This is a genomic window from Amycolatopsis sp. NBC_00345 (assembly GCF_036116635.1).
Classification (GTDB): Bacteria; Actinomycetota; Actinomycetes; order Mycobacteriales; family Pseudonocardiaceae; genus Amycolatopsis.
The window spans coordinates 5,278,199-5,298,969 of record NZ_CP107995.1; the positions used below are offsets into that span (position 1 = coordinate 5,278,199).

Consider the following 20,771-nt stretch of genomic DNA (forward strand, 5'->3'; position numbering starts at 1 on the left):
GTGTACAACGCACATAGAATGTACGACGTACACGAACCGATGGGGGTCTTGAGATGACCGAACGAGTCCCAGTGCTGATCACCGGTGGCGGGGTGGCCGGACTGACCGCGGCGCTGCTGCTCCAGCGCCAGGGCGTGGCCGCGGCGCTGGTGGAGAAGCACGCGAGCACGTCACCGCAGCCGAAGGCGCGGCGGTTCAACCAGCGCAGCAACGAGGTGTTCCGCTCACTCGGCCTGGCCGGCGCGGTCGCCGAAGCGAGCGCGCCACTGGCGTCGTTCAGCGGCATGCTCGTCGGCACGACGCTCGCGGACGCGCAGTGGCCGGAGGTCACCGAAGCGCTGCGCGCGAGCCTCGCGCAGCACGCGACCATGGGCGACCACAGCCCGGCGCCGAGCGTGCTGTGCCCGCAGGACGTGCTCGAACCGGTGCTGCGCAACGCCGCGGAAGCACGCGGCGTCTCGGTGCGGTTCGCCACGGAACTGGTGTCGTTCACCCAGGACGACACGGGCGTCACGGCCGAGTTGCGGCCCGCCGGAGGGGAGCCGTACCGGCTCGAGGCCGAGTACCTGATCGCCGGCGACGGCTCGCGCAGCCCGATCCGCGAGGCGCTGGGCATCCCGTGCGGCGGCTACGGCCACTTGGCCGACAACCTCGACATCGCGTTCCGCGCGGACCTCACCGAACTGGTGCGGGACAAGCGGTTCAACCTCTGCACGATCGAGAACCCGGCCGCGTCCGGCGCGTTCGTCTCGGTGAACGGCACCGACCGGTGGCTGTTCTCGACGTCGGACTTCCCCGGTTCGGCCGCACTGGACGACGAGGGCTGGCGCGAACTCCTGCGCACCATCGTCGGCGTGCCGGACCTCGACGTCGAGATGCTCAGCCGGATGCCGTGGGAGTCCGGCATGTACGTGGCCGACCGGTTCGCCGAGGGCCGCGTCTTCCTGGCGGGCGACGCCGCGCACTCGATGCCGCCGATGGCCGCGGCCGGCGCCAACACCGCGATCGCCGACGTGCACAACCTCGCCTGGAAGCTGGCGGCGGTGCTCCGCGGCACGGCGTCGGCCGCCCTGCTGGACACCTATCACCCCGAGCGGTACCCGATCGCCTACGCGACGGCGGAGTTCTCCAGCCTGGTCAGCGGCCACCTCGGCACGATGGTCAAGTCGGTCACCAACGGCGAGGGCCCCCGGTTCGACCCGTCGGCGGCGATGTTCGGCGTGCAGTACGACGAGGGCGCGTTCGTCCCGGACGGGCGCGGCCCGGCGCCGGTGGACCACTACGGGCCCGCCGGACGGCCCGGCACGCGGGTGCCGCACGCTTGGCTCGACGGCACCGGCGCGCCCGGTGGTCTGCCCGCTGCGTCCACTGGCGCGTCGACTGGCGTATCCACTGTGTCCACTGTGTCCACTGTGTCCACTGTGGACCTGGCCGGGCCGGGCTTCGTCCTGCTGACCGGTCCGGACGACAGCCGGTGGGCGGGCGACGCCGACGCGCTCGGCCTCCAGCTGGTCCGCGTCGGCGACCCCGCCTGGCTGGCCGAGGTCGAGCTGGGCGACGGCGGCGCACTGCTGCTGCGGCCGGACGCCGTGGTCGCCTGGCACTCGGCCTCGGGCATCGGGCTGCGTGACGCGCTGTCCCGCGTGCTCGGCAGCCCGGCCACGGTCGACGCGTGAGCCCTCGGCAACTCGACCAGCGCTCGGCAGCCCGGCCTCAGTCAGCGCATGAAACCCGGCAGCCCCACCACAGTCAGCCGGTGAAGTAGCCAACCGGGTCGCCGACCCGGGCGACGTACCCGTCGGGCCGCACCAGCACGTCGTCCTCGCCGCGCGCGAACACCACGTGCTCCGGCAGTCCGGCGGGCCGTTTCCGCCCGATATGCACGAACCGGCCGCCGCGCAGCAGTTCGTACAACCGCCCTTCCGGCAGGTCGGCGTCCTCGGCGCGGACGCCGACCCGGCGGTCCTCCCCGCGCGGCGGCGCGTACCGGATGCCGATGCCGGACACGACGCCCGCGGCGCGGCGGGCGAGCGAGCCGACGGACAGCGCGCCGGCGAGCGCCCGGCCGCCGGCCTCGCGGGCGGGCCGCGGCCGGACCATCGCCAGCCGGATCATCGCGCCACTGCTGCGCAGCACGCGCTTCCCGACCGGGTGCCGCTCGGTCTCGTACGTGTCGAGCAAGCTCTCGGGCAGCCGCCCGGACAGCACCGCGGCGAGCTTCCAGCCGAGGTTGGCCGCGTCCTGCAGGCCGGTGTTCATGCCCTGGCCGCCGGCGGGCGAGTGGACGTGCGCGGCGTCGCCGGCGAGGAACACGCGGCCGGCGCGGTAGTGCGGCACCTGGCGTTCGTCGCAGTGGAAGCGCGAAAGCCAGCGCGCGTCGTGCATGCCGAGGTCGGTGCCCAGCGAGCGGCGGGTGACCGCGCGGACCTCGTCGAGGTCCAACGGCGCGTCTTCGGTGGCCTGGCGGTGGCGGTCCCACGCGGTCACGCGGTACCAGCCGTCGCCGAAGGGCGCGACGAACGCGAAGGCGTCGCCCACGCTGTTCACCCGGAGAACGTTCCCGGGCGGCTCGGCGAGGCGGACGTCGGCGAGCATGATCGACTTCAGCACCGGGCGGCCGTCGAACGGCAGGCCGAGCTCGCGCCGCACCACGCTGTGCGCGCCGTCCGCGCCCACCAGATACCGGCCGCGGCGGCGTTCGCCGTCGGCAGTGGTCACGTCCACCCCGCCGGCGTCCTGGCGCACGCCCACCACGTTGGCGCCCAGCGCGAACTTCGCGCCGAGCCGCTCGGCCCGTGCGCGCAGCACCGCCTCGGTACGTGTCTGCGGCGTGATGAGCAGGTAGCGGTAACGGGTCGGCAGCCGGCCGAAGTCCAGGTCGACCGGCACGAACAGCCGCAGCCGGCGCAGCGGCAGGCCGGTGGCGACCAGCTCGTCGGCGATCCCGCGCTGGTCGAACTGCTCCAGCGTCCGGGCGTGCACCCCGAACGCCCGGGTGAGGTTCGACCCGGTGGTCCGCCGCTCCAGCACGGTGACGGTCACGCCCGCCTCCGCGAGATCCCCCGCGAGCAGCAGCCCGGCCGGTCCGGCTCCGGCGATCAAGACGTCCGACTCCATCTCCGCTCCTTAGGTCAACAAGCGTTGGTCAACACCTGTTGGCAACGGTAAACGCGGCCTCGTTCGACTGTCAACAGCCGTTGGCCTACAGTCGTTGGCATGACCACGGTGAAGCCCCGGCGTTCGGACGCGACGCGGGCAGCGATCCTCGGAGCCGCACGTGAGCGCTTCGCGGCGGACGGCTACGAGCGCGCGACGATCCGCGCGATCGCCGCGGACGCGGGCATCGACCCGTCGATGGTGATGCGCTACTACGGCAACAAGGAGAAGCTGTTCGCCGCCGCCGCGGACTTCGACCTGCGGCTGCCCGACCTCGCGGCGCTCCCGCGCGAGGAGGCCGGCGCGACGCTGGTGCGCCACGCGCTGACCCGGTGGGAGGACGACGAGACGATGTTCGCGCTGATGCGCGCCGGCGTCACGAACGAGGTGGCGGCGGAGCGGCTGCGCGCGATCGTCGCGGACCAGGTCGCCCCGCAGGTGGCGAAGCTGTGCCCGGACCCGGCGGAAGTGCCGGTGCGGGCCGGGCTGGTGGCGACGCAGCTGCTCGGCCTCGCCCTGTGCCGGTTCGTGGTGCGGATCCCGCCGGTCAGCACGATGAGCACGGACGACGCCGTGCGCTGGGTGGCGCCGACGCTGCAGCGCTACCTGCTGGGCGACTACTGTGCCGATCGTTACTAATCCGGCTGCAGCCACGGCGGATACGGTTCCTGCAAGCAGATCGGCTGCGGACCGTGTCCGCCTACTTTCGGTCGGATTAGTAACTACTCGAAGCGCGACGCGTCCCCCGCGCCGTACCGCACGACCTCGGCCTCGCCCGAGGAGAAGTCGATCACCGTGGTGGGCTCCACGCCGCAGTCGCCGGAGTCGATCACGGCGTCCAGCACGTGGTCCAGCTCTTCCTTGATCTCCCAGCCCTGGGTGAGCGGCGCGCCGGAGTCCGGCAGCAGCAGGGTGCTCGACAGCAGCGGCTCCCCCAGCTCGGCGACCAGCGCCTGGGTCACGACGTGGTCCGGGATGCGCACGCCGACGGTCTTCTTCTTCGCGTGCATCAGCCGCCGGGGCACTTCCTTCGTCGCCGGCAGGATGAACGTGTACGGGCCCGGCGTGGTGGCCTTGATCGCGCGGAACACGGTGTTGTCCACGATCACGAACTGGCCGAGCTGGGCGAAGTCCTGGCAGACCAGGGTGAAGTGGTGCCGGTGGTCCAGCTTGCGGATGGCCCGGATCCGCTCCATGCCCTGCTGGTTGCCCAGCCGGCAGCCGAGTGCGAAGCAGGAGTCGGTCGGGTAGGCGATGAGGCCGTCTTCGCGAAGCAGGTCGACCACCTGTCCGAGGGACCGCCGCTGGGGGTTCTGCGGGTGCACGTCGAAGTACCGGGCCATACGGGGAGCTTAGGGGTGATCCACCCGACCGGCGCGGGGGGCGGCCGGGCGGCCGGCGCGGCGGCGCGGCAAAGTGGGCCGGAAGGAGGTTTCCCGTGGACGCACTCTGGTCGACCGGCACACAGTGGTCACTGCTGCCGCCGGTCCTGCTCGCGCTGGTGCTCAGCACCGCGATCGGCCTGGAACGCGAGTTCGGCAACAAGGCCGCCGGCATGCGGACGCACACGCTGGTCGGCGTCGGGGCCGCGGTGATCATGCTCGTGTCGAAGTACGGGTTCGCCGATCTGCTCCACACCGACCACGTGGCGCTCGACCCGTCGCGGATCGCGGCCCAGATCGTGTCGGGCATCGGCTTCCTCGGCGGCGGGCTGATCTTCGTCCGGCGCGACGCCGTGCGCGGGCTCACCACGGCCGCGACGGTGTGGCTGGCGGCGGCCGTCGGCATGGCGTGCGGGGCCGGGCTCCCGGTGCTGGCCGTCGCGACGACGATCGGGCTGATGGTGATCACCCGCGGTTTTCCGCCGCTTTCCCGGTTCATCGACCGGCATCGGCGCGAGCTCCCCATTCTCCGGCTGAGCTATGCCGATGGTCACGGAGTTTTACGAAACGTTCTCACCGCCTGCACCGGACGCGGCTGGGTCGTGCACCAGGTCGCGGTCGACCGGGAGACGATTTCCGAAGAGGGACAACGGATCGCGGTCGTCACCCTGCGCCTGCAGGGGCGCGGGGACTTCACGGACCTGACCGCGGAACTGGCCGAATTGCCCGGCGTTCGGAGCACTACGACGGGCGGGGAAGACCCGCTCGAAGATTGATCCGGGTCCCGCCACCCACAAGGGCCCGATCTTGGGGCAGTATGGACGGCACACGGAAACCTCGGCGTCGCAATGGATTCGAGCGACCGAGGAGAAACCATCCAAATGGGAGGTGAGGCTATGGCCCCCGGCGGTGGAGAGGACCTGACGTCCGTCCGGCCGAGCTTCGACCCGAGCTGGCGCGGCTATCATCGCGGCCAGGTCAGGGAATTCGTGGCCTGGGCCCAGGACGAGTTCCAGCGGATGGCAGCCGAACGCGAAGCGGTCGCGCGGCGCCTGGCGCTCCTGGCCGAGCAGAACCGCGAGCTGCACGCGAAGGTCGACCGCATCAGCCGTGTCCCGATCGAACCGGACGCGCTGCAGGAACGATCACGGCGGATGATCGAGCTGACCCGTGAAGAGGCCTCGGAAATCGCGGCGCGGGCCAAGGAGAACGAGGAACGCTCACGCGCGGCCGCCGAGGCCGAGGCCGAGCGCCTGACCAAGGAAGAGCGCGCGCTCGTCGCGGCCACCAAGGCCGATCGCGAGCAGCAGCGCAAAGAACACCAGGACTTCATGCGCACCGCGGCCGACGAGCGGGCCAAGGAGGACTCCGCCGCGGCCGCCCGCCGCCGTCGCCTGGAGGACGACCTCACGCAGGCACTGAACTTCCGCCGCACGGAGGCGCTGCGCGTGCTGGCCGACCAGGCCGCCGCCGCGAAGACCGAGGCGGAAACCCTGGTCCAGCGCGCCACCGCCGAGTCCACCCGGCTCCGCACCGACGCCGACCGGCACGCCGCCGACGTCACGAAGGCCGCCGACGCCCACGCCGCCAAGGTGACCGCCGAGGCGGAGCAGCTCGCGCTCAAGCTGACCACCGAGGCCGGGGAAACCGCCGCCCGGCTCACCGCCGAGGCCGAGGCGAACGCCGAGCAGGTCACCGCCAAGGCGCAGTCCCGGGCCACCCGGCTCACCGCCGAGGCGCAATCGCGGGCCGAGCAGCTGACCAGCGAAGCCGAGGCGCACGCCGCCCAGGTGACGGCCGAAGCGAAGTCCCTGGCCGAGCGGGTGGCAACCGAGGCCGACGAACACGCCGCCCGCGTCACCGCCGAGGCGAAATCGCAGGCCGAGCAGCTCACCACCGAGGCGGAAGCCCACGCCGGCCAGGTCAGGACCGAGGCCGACGAGCACGCCACCCGCGTCCGGGCCGAAGCCGCCCAGCTCACCGCCGATACCGCGCGTCACGTCACCCAGGTCAAGACCGAGGCGAACGAGCACGCCACGCGCGTCACCACCGAGGCCAAACGGCGGAGTGTCCAGCTCGCCACCGAGGCGGAAACCCGCGCGAGCCGCGTGATCACCGACGCCGAGCAGCACGCCGGCCGGGTCACCGCGAAGGCCCAGCACCACGCCGCCCAGCTCACGAAGAACACCAACGAGAACGCCACCCGGGTCACGACCGAGGCCGACAACTACGCCGCCCGCGTCACCGCGGACGCCGACCAGCGCGCCGCGCACCTGACCGCGCAGGCCAACGAGCACGCCACCCGCGTGACGACCGGGGCCGATCAGCACGCCGCGCGCGTCACCGCGGAGGCCGAGCACCGCGTCGCCGAGCTGGCTGCCGTCCACGCCCGCCTGAAGGCCAGCCTCGCCGGCTGCCGTGAACTGCTGGCCACCGCGAACGCCGCACTGGACCCGGTCGACGATTCGGATCCCGGAACCGTCCCCATCCAACGCCGCAAACCCGCGCTCACCGAAGCCACACCCACTGCCTGACCAGCCGCGGACGAGCCCACCGCCGGTCCCGCCCGGCGAAGCTTTTGACCCGATGAGCCGCGCGACGAGCACCAGACGCGTGACCGCGGTGGTCGTCGCCGTCCTGTTGCTGGCTGCCTGCACCACGCTCGCCAACCGCGTGGTGCCCGGCTGGGCCTATCCCGTCTGCGGCGCCGTCACGGCCATGCTCCTGCTCGGGCTCGCGCGCTGGACCGGCCTCGGTGCTGCCGACCTCGGGCTCGGCCGGTCCACGCTCAAGCGCGCCCTGCTCACCGGCCTTCTCGGCGCCGCGCTGGTCCTGCTGGTCTTCGGCCTCGCGGCCGCGGTCCCTTCGCTTCGGACCGTTTACCACGACGGCCGCGTCGGCACCCCGAACCTCCTGCAGCTGCTCTGGCTCACCCTCGGCCGCATCACGTTCGGCACGGTGCTGGTCGAGGAGATCGCGTTCCGCAGCGTGCTGCCAGCGCTGCTCGGCGCGCGCGACGACCGCTGGCGCTGGCCGCCGATCCTCGGCGCGGCCGCGTTTTTCGGCCTGTGGCACTTCCTGCCCGCGCTGGCGATCGGCCGCAACGCCGCCGTCCACGCGGCCCTCGGGGGTATCCCGCCGGTGTTCCTGCAGGTCCTGGCCATGGCTGCGGCCGGGGTCGCGGGCATCTTCCTGCACGCCTGGCGCCATTTCGGCCGGGGCGTGACGGCCTCGATCCTGGTCCACTTCACGACCAACGTCGGCGGGCTGGTCATCGCCGTCGTCGTCCAGGCCTGAATACGCCGGGTGGGTATACTGGGAAACGCGACACGGCGAAGACGAAGGGGACGGTGCGCGATGACGGGCTACGGGAGCGAGCGGGATGCCTACCTCAAGCGCCTGCGCCGCATCGAGGGACAGATCCGCGGCCTGCAGCGGATGGTCGAGCAGGACAAGTACTGCATCGACATCCTCACGCAGGTGTCCGCGGCGACGAAGGCCCTCCAGTCCTTCTCGCTGGAACTTCTCGACGAGCACCTGGCGACTTGCGTCGTCCAGGCCGCGGCCGCGGGCGGCGAAGAGGCCGACCTGAAGGTCCGCGAAGCCTCCGACGCCATCGCCCGGCTGGTCCGCTCCTAGCGGCAAACGCAAAAAAGGGGCCTTCCTCGTACGCGACGACCGCGACGAGGAAGGCCCCTTTTTCCGGGTTCAGCGAGCCGCGCGGAACCCGCGCAGGCGCAGGCTGTTGGACACCACGAAGACCGACGAGAACGCCATCGCCGCCCCCGCGATCATCGGGTTGAGCAGGCCGAACGCGGCGAGCGGCAGCGCGGCCACGTTGTAGGCGAACGCCCAGAACAGGTTGCCCTTGATCGTGCCGAGGGTGCGCCGGGACAGCCGGATCGCGTCGACGGCCGCGCGCAGGTCACCGCGCACGAGCGTGAGGTCACCGGCCTCGATGGCCGCGTCCGTGCCGGTGCCCATCGAGAGGCCGAGGTCGGCCTGGGCGAGCGCGGCGGCGTCGTTCACGCCGTCGCCGACCATCGCGACCACGCGGCCCTCGGCCTGCAGCCGCTTGACGACGGCCACCTTCTCCTCGGGCAGCACCTCGGCCACCACCTCGGTGATGCCGGCGGCGGCGGCGATCGCCTGCGCGGCGCCCGCGTTGTCCCCGGTCAGCAGGACCGGGCGCAGGCCCAGCGCGCGCAGCCCGGCCACTGCCTCGGCCGAGGTCGGCTTGATCGTGTCCGCCACCACCAGCACCGCGCGGGCCACACCGTCCCAGGCGACGAACACCGCCGTCGCGCCCCGGGCCTCCGCGGCGGCCTTGGCCTCGGCCAGGGTCTCGTCGATCGTCACGCTCCAGTCGGCGAGGAACGCGGCACGGCCCGCGAGCACGGCCCGGCCTTCGACGACCCCGGTGACGCCCAGGCCCTCGCTGTTCCGGAACTCCTCAACGCCGGGCAGCTCACCGACGCGCTCGCGCGCACCGTCGGCGATGGCCCGGGCAATGGGGTGCTCGGACGAGTGCTCGACGGCGCCCGCGAAGCGCAGCACCTCGGCCTCGGTGGTCCCGCTCGCGATCCGGACTTCGAGCAGGCTCATCTTCCCGGTCGTGACGGTGCCGGTCTTGTCCAGCACCACGGTGTCGACGCGGCGGGTGGACTCGAGCACCTCGGGTCCCTTGATCAGGATGCCCAGCTGCGCGCCGCGGCCGGTGCCGACCAGCAGGGCCGTCGGCGTCGCGAGGCCCAGCGCGCACGGGCAAGCGATGATCAGCACGGCGACGGCCGCGGTGAACGCCTCGCTCGCGTCGCCCCCGCTCGCCAGCCAGGCGACCAGCGTGACCAGGGCCAGCACCAGCACGATCGGCACGAACACCGCCGACACACGGTCCGCCAGCCGCTGCACGGCGGCCTTGCCGTTCTGCGCCTGTTCGACCAGCTGGGCCATCTGCGCCAGCCGGGTGTCACCGCCGACCCGGGTCGCCTCCACGACGAGCCGGCCGCCGACGTTCACCGTCGCGCCGGTCACGCCGTCGCCCACCGCGACCTCAACGGGCACGGACTCCCCGGTGATCATGCTGACGTCGACCGCGGAACCGCCTTCCGCGACCACGCCGTCGGTGGCGATCTTCTCCCCGGGACGCACCACGAAGCGGTCGCCGACCCGCAGGTCACCGACCGGGACACGGACCTCCTTGCCGTCGCGAAGCACTGTGACGTCCTTCGCGCCCAGCTCGAACAGCGCCCGCAACGCAGCACCCGAACGGCGCTTCGACCGGGCCTCGAAGTACCGGCCGGCCAGGATGAACGTGGTGACGCCGGCGGCCACCTCGAGGTAGATGTTGCTGGTGCCCGAGCCCGGCGTGACCGTGAACTCGAAGCCGTGGCGCATGCCGGTCATCCCGGCCATGCCGAAGAACAGGGCGTACAGCGACCAGAGCGTCGCCGCGGCCACGCCGAGCGAGATGAGCGTGTCCATCGTCGCGGCGCCGTGGCGGAGATTCGTCCAGGCGGCGCGGTGGAACGGCCAGGCGCCCCACACGACCACCGGCGCGGCGAGCGTGAGGGAGAGCCACTGCCAGTTGTCGAACTGCAGGGCGGGGATCATCGCCAGCAGGATCACCGGGACGGTGAGGACGGCGGAGTAGACCAGCCGCTCACGCAGCGGCCGGGTCTCGTCGTCCTCCTCCGGGGCCGCGGGCTTCTCCGGCTCGGGCTTCTGCGCCGTGTAGCCGGTGGCCTCGACGACACCGACCAGGTCGTCCACCGAGACCGTGTCCGGGAACTCGACGTGGGCCTTCTCGGTGGCGTAGTTGACGCTGGCCGTGACTCCGTCGACCTTGTTGAGCTTGCGTTCCACGCGGGCCGCGCACGACGCGCACGTCATCCCGCCGATGGCGAGTTCGACCGTCCGGGGATCAGTACGTGCTGCCGTGCTCATGCTGCCTCCTTTGGACGACGAATTATGCGACGAGCCGGTAGCCGGCCTCGGTAACGGCCGCCGCGACGGCGTCCGCGGTGAGCGGCGCTTCGCTGGTGACCTTGACGCGGCCGGACTCCAGGTCGACGTCGACCTCCCGGACTCCCGCGAGCTCGCCGACCTCTTCCCGCACCGCGCCGACGCAGTGCGCACAGGTCATACCCTCGACGGTGTAGGTGGCTTCGGTCATCGATCCGGCTCCTTCGGCTGTGGTCTGGCTCCGATGGTTTCTTTATACCCCTCCGGGGTACGGGTTTACCACCCGGCCCGGCTGTGGGGCCGGTTACCCGTCCCGGCAGACTGCGGGCATGCGGAAGATCTACGCGATCGGGATCGGCGCCGGCGACCCGGAGCACCTGACCGTCCAGGCCGTCGACCGGCTCAACCGGGTCGACGTGTTCTTCGTGCTCGACAAGGGTGACGCGAAGGCCGATCTGGTGCGGCTGCGCCAGGAGATCCTGGACCGCTTCGTGACGCGCCCGGACTACCGCGTGGTCAGTGCGAAGGACCCCGACCGCGACCGCACGCCGAAGGACTACCGCGCCGCGGTCGCCGACTGGCACCAGCTGCGCACCGACGTCTACGAGCGCCTGATCCGCGACGAACTCGACGATGGCCAGACCGGCGCGTTCCTGGTGTGGGGCGATCCCTCGCTGTACGACAGCACCATCGCGCTGATCGAGGCGGTGCTCGCGCGTGGGAACGTGTCGTTCGACTACGAGGTGGTGCCGGGGGTGAGCAGCATTTCCGCGCTGGTGGCCCGGCACCGCACGACGATGAACCAGATCGGCCGCGCCGTGCAGCTGACCACCGGCCGGCGCCTGGCCTCGGGCTGGCCCGAAGGGGTCGACGACGTTTTCGTGCTGCTCGACGCGCACACGACGTTCGACCGGTTCGTGGATGCAGGCCTGGAGATCTACTGGGGCGCGTACGTGGGGACGCCGGACGAGATCCTGCGTTCCGGCCCGCTCGACGACGCTCTCGCGGCGGAGATCCGCTCGGTGCGGACGGAGGCTCGGGAACGGCACGGGTGGATCATGGACACGTACCTGTTGCGCCGGCCGGCCTGACCCGGCCGCGGAGCCCATTTCCGAGAAAAGGGTTCAGATATAGAAGTAGGGCCCCGGGAGAATCATTGCTGATCCTCGACCGGGGCCCTACTGTCATGTTGAGTTCGGCGGCGTCCTACTCTCCCACAACCCTTCGGTTGCAGTACCATCGGCGCTACCAGGCTTAGCTTCCGGGTTCGGAATGGGACCGGGCGTTTCCCTGGCGCTATAACCACCGAAACACTACGAAACAACACACACCCACCACCAACATTTCGATGGTGTCGGTGTGGTGTTTCAGAGCTGTAGAGTGGATGCGTAACATCTTCGTGGGCAAGTCCTCGGCCTATTAGTACCAGTCAACTCGATAACACATTACTGTGCTTCCATCTCTGGCCTATCAACCCAATGGTCTCTTGGGGGCCTTAACCCACACGGGGTGGGATACCTCATCTTGGAACAGGCTTCCCGCTTAGATGCCTTCAGCGGTTATCCCTTCCGAACGTGGCCAACCAGCCATGCCCCTGGCGGGACAACTGGCACACCAGAGGTTCGTCCGTCCCGGTCCTCTCGTACTAGGGACAGCCTTCCTCAAGTATCCTACGCGCGCGGCGGATAGGGACCGAACTGTCTCACGACGTTCTAAACCCAGCTCGCGTGCCGCTTTAATGGGCGAACAGCCCAACCCTTGGGACCTACTCCGGCCCCAGGATGCGACGAGCCGACATCGAGGTGCCAAACCATGCCGTCGATATGGACTCTTGGGCAAGATCAGCCTGTTATCCCCGGGGTACCTTTTATCCGTTGAGCGACACCCCTTCCACCAGGTGGTGCCGGATCACTAGTCCCGACTTTCGTCCCTGCTCGACATGTCTGTCTCACAGTCAAGCTCCCTTGTGCACTTGCACTCAACACCTGATTGCCAACCAGGCTGAGGGAACCTTTGGGCGCCTCCGTTACTCTTTAGGAGGCAACCGCCCCAGTTAAACTACCCATCAGGCACTGTCCCTGAACCAGATCATGGTCCGAGGTTGAGATTCCCAATTCGACCAGAGTGGTATTTCAACAACGACTCCACCACCACTAGCGTGATGACTTCACAGTCTCCCACCTATCCTACACAAGCCGAACCGAAAACCAATACCAAACTATAGTAAAGGTCCCGGGGTCTTTCCGTCCTGCCGCGCGTAACGAGCATCTTTACTCGTAGTGCAATTTCGCCGGGCCTGTGGTTGAGACAGCCGGAAAGTCGTTACGCCATTCGTGCAGGTCGGAACTTACCCGACAAGGAATTTCGCTACCTTAGGATGGTTATAGTTACCACCGCCGTTTACTGGCGCTTAAATTCTCAGCTTCACCCCCGAAGGGATTAACCGGTCCTCTTAACGTTCCAGCACCGGGCAGGCGTCAGTCCATATACATCGTCTTGCGACTTCGCATGGACCTGTGTTTTTAGTAAACAGTCGCTTTCCGCTGGTCTCTGCGGCCACCCACCCCTAGCTTGCAAGAAGCTTCAGGATGTTTGGCCCCCCTTCTCCCGAAGTTACGGGGGCATTTTGCCGAGTTCCTTAACCACAGTTCACCCGATCGCCTTAGTATTCTCTACCTGACCACCTGTGTTGGTTTGGGGTACGGGCCGTGCATGCACTCACTAGAGGCTTTTCTCGGCAGCATAGGATCACTCTACTTCGCCTCAAACGGCTACGCATCACGTCTCAACCTATATGGAACACGGATTTGCCTATGTTCCGGCCTACACGCTTACACCAGGACAACCATCGCCTGGCGGAGCTACCTTCCTGCGTCACCCCATCGCTTGACTACTACGAAATCAGGTCCCACGCTCCACAATCCCCACTCAACCCGAAGGCATCACAGGAACGCTTTGGGTGGTTAGTATCAAACGCCTCGTCATGGGCGCACATGCTCGGGTACGGGAATATCAACCCGTTGTCCATCGACTACGCCTGTCGGCCTCGCCTTAGGTCCCGACTTACCCTGGGCGGATTAGCCTGGCCCAGGAACCCTTGGTCATCCGGCGGCAGAGTTTCTCACTCTGCATTCGCTACTCATGCCTGCATTCTCACTCCCACACCCTCCACGACTCGTTCACACGGCCGCTTCCCTGGATGCAGGACGCTCCCCTACCCATCAACACGACTACACCCTTACTGCAAGAGCAAGGCGGATCTATTGTGTCAATGACACAGCTTCGGCGGTGTGCTTAAGCCCCGCTACATTGTCGGCGCAGGACCACTTGACCAGTGAGCTATTACGCACTCTTTCAAGGGTGGCTGCTTCTAAGCCAACCTCCTGGTTGTCTGGGCAATCCCACATCCTTTCCCACTGAGCACACACTTAGGGGCCTTAGCTGGTGTTCTGGGCTGTTTCCCTCTCGACGACGAAGCTTATCCCCCGCCGTCTCACTGCCACACTCTCACACCACGGTATTCGGAGTTTGGTTGATTTCGGTAACCCGGTAAGGCCCCTAGACCATCCAGTAGCTCTACCCCCGCGGTGAAACATGTGACGCTGCACCTAAATGCATTTCGGGGAGAACCAGCTATCACGGAGTTTGATTGGCCTTTCACCCCTACCCACAGCTCATCCCCTCAGTTTTCAACCTAAGTGGGTTCGGGCCTCCACGACGTCTTACCGTCGCTTCACCCTGGCCATGGGTAGATCACTCCGCTTCGGGTCTAGACCACGCGACTATACTCGCCCTATTCAGACTCGCTTTCGCTACGGCTACCCCACACGGGTTAACCTCGCCACGCAGCACTAACTCGCAGGCTCATTCTTCAAAAGGCACGCCATCACCGTAACGTCTTACGACATGCTCGGGCTCTGACGGCTTGTAGGCACACGGTTTCAGGTACTCTTTCACTCCCCTCCCGGGGTACTTTTCATCTTTCCCTCACGGTACTAGTCCGCTATCGGTCTTCAGGAAGTATTTAGGCTTACCGGGTGGTCCCGGCAGATTCACAGCAAATTCCACGAGCTCGCTGCTACTCGGGAACACCACCAAAAACCACAACACAAGCTTTCGCGTACGGGGCTCTCACCCACTCCGGCCCGCCATCCCAAACGGTTCCACTAACTCATGCGTGACTTCGAAAAAATGTCAGTTTCTTCAAGGTGGGTCCCACAACACCGACTACACAACCCCTGACAGGTATCACATGCAATCGGTTTAGCCTCTTCCGCTTTCGCTCGCCACTACTCACGGAATCACGGTTGTTTTCTCTTCCTACGGGTACTGAGATGTTTCACTTCCCCGCGTTCCCTCCACACCGGCTATATATTCACCGGCGGGTAACACCACATCACTGGTGCTGGGTTTCCCCATTCGGAAATCCTCGGATCACAGCTCGGTTGACAGCTCCCCGAGGCTTATCGCAGCCTCCTACGTCCTTCATCGGCTCCTGAAGCCAAGACATCCACCATGTGCCCTTAACAACTTGACCACAAAGATGCTCGCATCCACTCTACAGTTCTCAAACACCACACCAGAAACAACAGTGTGTTGCCTCAGGACCCAACAGTGTGCGTAGTGAACATGCCCAGACCCGACCCGGAAACCCGACTTTCCACGCGACACCCGAAAGTCTCGCAGTACTCGCCGGCGACCGCAGTCACCACCTGAACACCTAGACCAGTAGTTCCACAATTCCTTGAGCAAGCCCGGCAACACCACAGGCGGGTGTTAAACCGTGCCCACCCCACACTCTGGTTCCGGGTATCCCGGGAGCATGGATGTGTTGTGCTCCTTAGAAAGGAGGTGATCCAGCCGCACCTTCCGGTACGGCTACCTTGTTACGACTTCGTCCCAATCGCCAGTCCCACCTTCGACCACTCCCTCCCCTTGCGGGGTTGGGCCATGGGCTTCGGGTGTTACCGACTTTCATGACGTGACGGGCGGTGTGTACAAGGCCCGGGAACGTATTCACCGCAGCGTTGCTGATCTGCGATTACTAGCGACTCCGACTTCACGCAGTCGAGTTGCAGACTGCGATCCGAACTGAGACCGGCTTTAAGGGATTCGCTCCACCTCGCGGTATCGCAGCCCTCTGTACCAGCCATTGTAGCATGTGTGAAGCCCTGGACATAAGGGGCATGATGACTTGACGTCATCCCCACCTTCCTCCGAGTTGACCCCGGCAGTCTCCCACGAGTCCCCGCCATAACGCGCTGGCAACGTAGGATAAGGGTTGCGCTCGTTGCGGGACTTAACCCAACATCTCACGACACGAGCTGACGACAGCCATGCACCACCTGTACACCAACCACAAGGGAAGCCCCATCTCTGGGGATGTCTGGCGCATGTCAAGCCCAGGTAAGGTTCTTCGCGTTGCATCGAATTAATCCACATGCTCCGCCGCTTGTGCGGGCCCCCGTCAATTCCTTTGAGTTTTAGCCTTGCGGCCGTACTCCCCAGGCGGGGCGCTTAATGCGTTAGCTACGGCACGGACAACGTGGATGTCGCCCACACCTAGCGCCCAACGTTTACAGCGTGGACTACCAGGGTATCTAATCCTGTTCGCTCCCCACGCTTTCGCTCCTCAGCGTCAGTATCGGCCCAGAGACCCGCCTTCGCCACCGGTGTTCCTCCTGATATCTGCGCATTTCACCGCTACACCAGGAATTCCAGTCTCCCCTACCGAACTCAAGTCTGCCCGTATCGACTGCACGCTGAAGGTTAAGCCTCCAGATTTCACAGCCGACGCGACAAACCGCCTACGAGCTCTTTACGCCCAATAATTCCGGACAACGCTTGCACCCTACGTATTACCGCGGCTGCTGGCACGTAGTTAGCCGGTGCTTCTTATCCAGGTACCGTCACTTGCGCTTCGTCCCTGGCGAAAGAGGTTTACAACCCGAAGGCCGTCATCCCTCACGCGGCGTCGCTGCATCAGGCTTTCGCCCATTGTGCAATATTCCCCACTGCTGCCTCCCGTAGGAGTCTGGGCCGTGTCTCAGTCCCAGTGTGGCCGGTCACCCTCTCAGGCCGGCTACCCGTCGTCGCCTTGGTAGGCCATTACCCCACCAACAAGCTGATAGGCCGCGGGTTCATCCTGTACCGCCAGAACTTTCAACCAACCCCCATGCGAGAGTCGGTGATATCCGGTATTAGACCCCGTTTCCAAGGCTTATCCCAGAGTACAGGGCAGATTACCCACGTGTTACTCACCCGTTCGCCACTCATCCACACCCGAAAGTGTTTCAGCGTTCGACTTGCATGTGTTAAGCACGCCGCCAGCGTTCGTCCTGAGCCAGGATCAAACTCTCCAACAATGAACAGTTCGATCGAGACTATTTTCTCAATCATTCTCAAAGGAAACCCCAACGAGGGGGTTTCATATAAGCTCTACTGGCTTAGTTCACTAGCACACTGTTGAGTTCTCAAGCAACACACCCCAGCAGAAACCAGAACCCATCAGGCCCAGCCTCAACCGAAGCAGTCATTCCTAGCAGTTTTTGGTGAGACACCCACTCAATCACCTTCCGGTGAGAGCTTGGTTCGTGTCCCGGCGGCCACCCGGTTTCCCTGGCGACTTGGAGAACTTTACATGCTGAAAAACCCCCGAAAACAGGGGGGTCCCTTAACTGGATCTTCGCAGGTCAAACCGCGCGAACCAGCCAAGCGGAGCCCGGATTGGCCGCTCACGCCCCCGAACCTACCCGCGAACGGCCCCTCGAGGACATTGCCCCGACTACATTGCGCCGTATTGCACCGAGAGATCGCTCTGATTAGCGTCGGCGGCATGGCTACGCTCCAGCTCGACGACGGCACCTCCCTCGCGTACGACGACCACGGCGCCGGCAACCCCGGAACCACCGGGCTTCCGCTGCTGCTCGTCCACGGCCACCCGTTCGACCGCTCGATGTGGCGCCCGCAGGCTGAGTACCTAGTGAGCCGGGGCCACCGCGTGGTCGTCCCGGACCTCCGCGGGTACGGCGAGAGCACCGGGCCCGCGGTCACGGACCTGGCCGGCTTCGCCCGGGATCTCATCGCGCTCGCCGACCACCTGGGCCTGGCGGAGTTCGGACTCGGCGGTCTGTCCATGGGCGGGCAGATCGTGATGCAGACCGTCCGGGACCACCCCGGACGCGTCCGCGCTCTCCTGCTCGCCGACACCTTCCCCACGAAAGAGACGGCCGAGGGGAAGCTGGCGCGGAACGCCGCCGCCGACCGCGTGCTCGCCGAGGGCATGGCTCGCTACGCCGACGAGCTGCTCCCGAAGATGGTGTCCGCCGAAACGCTGCGAGACAGCCCCGACGTCGCGAAGCACGTCCTCACGATGATGCGCGACGCTCCCGCCGAGGGAGCCGCGGCGGCGCTGCGGGCCCGCGCCGAACGGCCGGACTATCGGGAGGTGCTCGACCAGGTCAGTGTCCCCACGCTGGTGGTCGTCGGCAGTGAGGACGAGTTCACCCCGGTCGCCGACGCCGAGCTGATGCACCGGCTCGTCGCCGGTTCCAGACTGGCGGTGGTCCGGGGCGCGGGCCACCTGCCTAACCTGGAGCGCGCGGCCGAGTTCAACGACGTGTTCGGCCGGTTCCTGGACACTCCCCGGCTCCGGCCGGCCTCAGGGGAAGAACGGTGACCCACCCCATGAAGACCGTATTCGTGACCGGCGCGAGTGCCGGCTTCGGCGCCGCGATCGCGCGCCGGTTCGTCGCCGAGGGCGCGCGGGTCGTCGCCGCGGCCCGCAGCGCGGACAAGCTGGCGGCGCTGGCCTCGGAGCTCGGCGAGGCCGTGCTGCCCGTCGTGCTCGACGTGCAGGACGCCGGCGCCGTCACCTCCGTCATCGGCGCGCTGCCCGGCGACTGGGGCCAGGTGGACGTGCTGGTGAACAACGCCGGCCTGGCGAAGGGCCTCGAGCCCGCCCACCGGGCGCAGCTGGAGGACTGGGACCAGATGATCGCGACCAACGTGACCGGCCTGGTGCACGTCACGCGCGCGCTGCTGCCCGGCATGGTCGAGCGCGGCCGCGGCCACGTGATCAACATCGGCTCGATCGCGGGCACCTACCCCTACCCCGGCGGCAACGTCTACGGCGCGACCAAGGCGTTCGTGCACCAGTTCAGCCTGAACCTGCGCAGCGACCTGCACGGCACGGGCGTGCGCGTGACGAACATCGAACCGGGAATGGTCGGCGGCACGGACTTCTCGAAGGTCCGCTTCGACGGCGACGAGGCCAAGGCCGGCACCGTCTACGCCGGCACCACGCCGCTGACCGCCGAGGACATCGCCGAGTCGGTGTACTGGACGTCCGCGCAGCCGCCGCACGTGAACGTGAACGTCATCGAGATCATGCCGGTGGTGCAGAGCTCCGCCGCCCTGCAGATCCACCGCGAGGGCTGAGCGGTCGGGAACGCCGCTAAGGACTCCTTACCGGCGCTGGACGCGGGTAAGGAGTCCTTGACGGCGCATCAGGACGGGGCGAACTCGGCGAGCCCGAACAGCTCGTAGAGCGCCTGCTGCGCGGGGTCCCGGTCGGTGAGGATGCGGCGGGCGCGCGGGCGTCCGCCGGTGGACGGGTAGCGCAGCACCGTCTCGCCGATGCCGCACAACTGGTCCAGCAGCTCGCCGACGGACAGGTTCATCCCCGCGTTGTCCGCCTCCCGCCGCATCACGTGGGTGACTGTGGCGGCGAGCACCGAGACGAGCGTGTGCACGGCGATGCGATGGCGCGTCCACTCCCAGCGCGGCGTCGGGCCGACGGCGGCCGGGCCGGTGAGCCAGCGGAACGTGGACTCGAGGTGGGTGCGGGCGCGGTAGGCCGTGACCACCTCGGCCACCGGCCAGTCGTGGTCGGTGACCAGGATCTGCTTGCCGAAGAACTCGTCGACGAGCCGGGTGACGGCGGCCTGGTCCACCTGCCAGGTCAGCCGCAGCTCCCCCGGGTGCGTGCCGCTCAGCGTCGTGGTCAGCACGCGTTCGGCGCGGCGGCCGCGGGTGACGCGGGAGATCTCGGAGCGCACCTGCGCCCGGTCGCCGCGGTGGGTGCCCGCGGCCAGCGCCGCGGCGAGGCCGTCCAGCTCGCGGACGGCGGTGCTCAGCTCGTCGGCGAACGCCCGTGACTGCGCCGCGTGCAGCGTGGCCGAGTGCGTGAGGATCACCCGCCGCCGCACGCCGTCGACGACGGCCCGGGTGTCGATGGCCGTGAGGCCCGCGAACCGCTCCGGGTCCACGCGCCGGCGCAGTGACGCCGGCTGCGTCAGCAGATCCGGGTGGTCGGCCAGCGGCAGCGACCCGACGAAGCCGCTGCGCGCGCCGAGATCCAGCTGCGCGGCCTGGCCCGAGTGGAAGACGAGCGTGAGGCCGGTGGCGGGGTAACGCTCGCCCAGCTCCCCGGCCAGCGCGCCGAACGTCGGGGCCGCGCCGCCCTCGCGCCGGTAGACCCGCGACGAGAGCGGGATCGCGCCGTCCCGCGTCACCACGAGGCCCAGCCCGGCCAGCACGTCCTGGCACGCCGAGGGCAGCGTGCAGTCGGCGGCGGTGAAGGCGGCGAACTGCGGCACGTCGACCGCGAGCGCCGACGTGCCGTCGTCGCCCAGCAGGTCGAGCACCGCCTCGGCGATGGCGGTCTCGATGGCGTTGATGCGCTCCGGCGTGAGGCGCTGCAACGCGCGCCAGTGCGCCTCCGTGGTCATCGCGGCTTTCGGCGGGCGCGGGCGCACCAGGTCCTGCGCGGCGGAACCCGTCCACCACTCGCCGAGCGTGGTGCCCGGCCCGGTCGCGCGGTGCAGGATGGCGAGCGCGAGGTGGAGGCCGAGCGTCGTCTTCGCGCGCTGGGGGCCGACCACGGCGTCGACCCGGCGGACGAGGTCGAGCCGCCGGAGCGTGCCCCAGACCGCGGCGACGTCGCCGAACGTCCGGTGCCGCGCGTCGCCGGGGGCCGAGCCGCCGCCGGCCAATGCCCCGGCGATCTCCTCGGCCGTGCCGAGGTAGCGCTGGGCCACCACCCGGGGCTCGCCGTCCACCCGCGCGGACTCGGCCAGGTAGTAGTAGGTCCGGCCGCCGATCCGCTTCCCGATCACCGATGCCACACTTTAGGTAATACACGCGGACCCGGTGATCGACAACCTTCCCGGCCCGCTGACCTGCGCCGACGATCTTCGGTTCCGAACGGGTGAGCCAGTGACGGGTGGAGCACTGGTCGGCCGCCCGGCGCGGACCTAGCGTGGCGGG

The 20,771-nt window shown here is 67.9% G+C and carries 14 protein-coding genes and 3 rRNA genes; 9 read left to right on the top strand and 8 right to left on the bottom strand.

All coding sequences use genetic code 11. From position 1 onward, the window contains the following. Window positions 1-53: 53 nt before the first annotated feature. Window positions 54-1,676 carry an FAD-dependent monooxygenase gene (locus tag OG943_RS23495; RefSeq protein WP_328603056.1) on the top strand — a complete coding sequence of 541 codons (1,623 nt, stop codon included), beginning with the start codon at window positions 54-56 and terminating at the stop codon, window positions 1,674-1,676. 73 nt (window positions 1,677-1,749) lie between these two features. On the opposite strand, the gene OG943_RS23500 is transcribed toward OG943_RS23495, so the two are convergent. After that, window positions 1,750-3,117 (bottom strand): FAD-dependent monooxygenase, encoded by a 1,368-nt coding sequence (locus OG943_RS23500; protein WP_328603057.1) that lies wholly within the window; start codon window positions 3,115-3,117, stop codon window positions 1,750-1,752. A gap of 99 nt (window positions 3,118-3,216) precedes the next feature. On the opposite strand from OG943_RS23500, the gene OG943_RS23505 reads away from it, so the two are divergent. Further along, on the top strand, window positions 3,217-3,795 hold the full coding sequence (locus OG943_RS23505) for a TetR/AcrR family transcriptional regulator (protein ID WP_328603058.1): 579 nt from the start codon (window positions 3,217-3,219) through the stop codon (window positions 3,793-3,795). 83 nt (window positions 3,796-3,878) lie between these two features. On the opposite strand, the gene OG943_RS23510 is transcribed toward OG943_RS23505, so the two are convergent. Then, window positions 3,879-4,499, bottom strand: coding sequence for an L-threonylcarbamoyladenylate synthase (locus tag OG943_RS23510; protein ID WP_328603059.1), 621 nt, complete (start codon window positions 4,497-4,499; stop codon window positions 3,879-3,881). Between the two features lie 95 nt (window positions 4,500-4,594). On the opposite strand from OG943_RS23510, the gene OG943_RS23515 reads away from it, so the two are divergent. From OG943_RS23515 to OG943_RS23530, 4 genes are all read left to right on the top strand, one after another. Then, entirely contained in the window at window positions 4,595-5,314 is a 720-nt protein-coding gene (locus OG943_RS23515; RefSeq protein ID WP_328603060.1) for an MgtC/SapB family protein, read from the top strand. 120 nt (window positions 5,315-5,434) lie between these two features. Then, window positions 5,435-7,072 (top strand): hypothetical protein, encoded by a 1,638-nt coding sequence (locus OG943_RS23520; protein ID WP_328603061.1) that lies wholly within the window; start codon window positions 5,435-5,437, stop codon window positions 7,070-7,072. A 52-nt stretch (window positions 7,073-7,124) separates the two neighbouring features. Next, window positions 7,125-7,835, top strand: a complete 711-nt coding sequence (locus OG943_RS23525; RefSeq protein ID WP_328603062.1) for a CPBP family intramembrane glutamic endopeptidase — start codon at window positions 7,125-7,127, stop codon at window positions 7,833-7,835. A 60-nt stretch (window positions 7,836-7,895) separates the two neighbouring features. Next, window positions 7,896-8,177, top strand: coding sequence for a metal-sensitive transcriptional regulator (locus OG943_RS23530; RefSeq protein WP_043785431.1), 282 nt, complete (start codon window positions 7,896-7,898; stop codon window positions 8,175-8,177). A 69-nt stretch (window positions 8,178-8,246) separates the two neighbouring features. On the opposite strand, the gene OG943_RS23535 is transcribed toward OG943_RS23530, so the two are convergent. Together OG943_RS23535 and OG943_RS23540 are read right to left on the bottom strand one after the other, a co-directional pair. After that, complete coding sequence (locus tag OG943_RS23535; protein ID WP_328603063.1) at window positions 8,247-10,484, bottom strand: heavy metal translocating P-type ATPase; 2,238 nt, start codon at window positions 10,482-10,484, stop codon at window positions 8,247-8,249. Window positions 10,485-10,506: 22 nt separating this feature from the next. After that, window positions 10,507-10,713: a heavy-metal-associated domain-containing protein gene (locus OG943_RS23540; RefSeq protein WP_328603064.1), complete on the bottom strand. Its 207-nt coding sequence runs from the start codon at window positions 10,711-10,713 to the stop codon at window positions 10,507-10,509. A gap of 118 nt (window positions 10,714-10,831) precedes the next feature. On the opposite strand from OG943_RS23540, the gene cobF reads away from it, so the two are divergent. Beyond that, window positions 10,832-11,593 carry a precorrin-6A synthase (deacetylating) gene (gene cobF, locus OG943_RS23545; protein WP_328603065.1) on the top strand — a complete coding sequence of 254 codons (762 nt, stop codon included), beginning with the start codon at window positions 10,832-10,834 and terminating at the stop codon, window positions 11,591-11,593. 102 nt (window positions 11,594-11,695) lie between these two features. Here the strand turns inward: cobF and rrf are convergent. The 3 genes from rrf to OG943_RS23560 form a co-directional block, all read right to left on the bottom strand. After that, window positions 11,696-11,812 (bottom strand): 5S ribosomal RNA (gene rrf, locus OG943_RS23550). A gap of 89 nt (window positions 11,813-11,901) precedes the next feature. Further along, window positions 11,902-15,039, bottom strand: a 23S ribosomal RNA gene (locus OG943_RS23555). 307 nt (window positions 15,040-15,346) lie between these two features. Continuing rightward, window positions 15,347-16,867, bottom strand: a 16S ribosomal RNA gene (locus OG943_RS23560). Together the 16S, 23S and 5S rRNA genes form the textbook arrangement of a ribosomal RNA operon. A gap of 470 nt (window positions 16,868-17,337) precedes the next feature. Between OG943_RS23560 and OG943_RS23565 the strand changes: the two genes are divergently transcribed. Both OG943_RS23565 and OG943_RS23570 read left to right on the top strand, forming a co-directional pair. Next, a complete protein-coding gene (locus tag OG943_RS23565) occupies window positions 17,338-18,180 on the top strand; it encodes an alpha/beta fold hydrolase (RefSeq protein WP_328603066.1) in 843 nt (280 codons plus the stop codon). An 8-nt stretch (window positions 18,181-18,188) separates the two neighbouring features. Beyond that, a complete protein-coding gene (locus OG943_RS23570; protein WP_328603067.1) occupies window positions 18,189-18,941 on the top strand; it encodes an SDR family NAD(P)-dependent oxidoreductase in 753 nt (250 codons plus the stop codon). Window positions 18,942-19,009: 68 nt separating this feature from the next. On the opposite strand, the gene OG943_RS23575 is transcribed toward OG943_RS23570, so the two are convergent. After that, window positions 19,010-20,629, bottom strand: a complete 1,620-nt coding sequence (locus OG943_RS23575) for an IS1634 family transposase (protein ID WP_442874552.1) — start codon at window positions 20,627-20,629, stop codon at window positions 19,010-19,012. Window positions 20,630-20,771: the final 142 nt, after the last annotated feature.

Coding starts and splice junctions, on each gene's coding strand:
- OG943_RS23540 (WP_328603064.1), bottom strand. CDS start 10,713: ATGACCGAAGCCACCTACACCGTCGAGGGTATGACCTGTGCGCACTGC.
- OG943_RS23500 (WP_328603057.1), bottom strand. CDS start 3,117: ATGGAGTCGGACGTCTTGATCGCCGGAGCCGGACCGGCCGGGCTGCTG.
- OG943_RS23510 (WP_328603059.1), bottom strand. CDS start 4,499: ATGGCCCGGTACTTCGACGTGCACCCGCAGAACCCCCAGCGGCGGTCC.
- OG943_RS23495 (WP_328603056.1), top strand. CDS start 54: ATGACCGAACGAGTCCCAGTGCTGATCACCGGTGGCGGGGTGGCCGGA.
- OG943_RS23525 (WP_328603062.1), top strand. CDS start 7,125: ATGAGCCGCGCGACGAGCACCAGACGCGTGACCGCGGTGGTCGTCGCC.
- OG943_RS23505 (WP_328603058.1), top strand. CDS start 3,217: ATGACCACGGTGAAGCCCCGGCGTTCGGACGCGACGCGGGCAGCGATC.
- OG943_RS23535 (WP_328603063.1), bottom strand. CDS start 10,484: ATGAGCACGGCAGCACGTACTGATCCCCGGACGGTCGAACTCGCCATC.
- OG943_RS23565 (WP_328603066.1), top strand. CDS start 17,338: ATGGCTACGCTCCAGCTCGACGACGGCACCTCCCTCGCGTACGACGAC.
- OG943_RS23520 (WP_328603061.1), top strand. CDS start 5,435: ATGGCCCCCGGCGGTGGAGAGGACCTGACGTCCGTCCGGCCGAGCTTC.
- OG943_RS23530 (WP_043785431.1), top strand. CDS start 7,896: ATGACGGGCTACGGGAGCGAGCGGGATGCCTACCTCAAGCGCCTGCGC.
- cobF (WP_328603065.1), top strand. CDS start 10,832: ATGCGGAAGATCTACGCGATCGGGATCGGCGCCGGCGACCCGGAGCAC.
- OG943_RS23570 (WP_328603067.1), top strand. CDS start 18,189: ATGAAGACCGTATTCGTGACCGGCGCGAGTGCCGGCTTCGGCGCCGCG.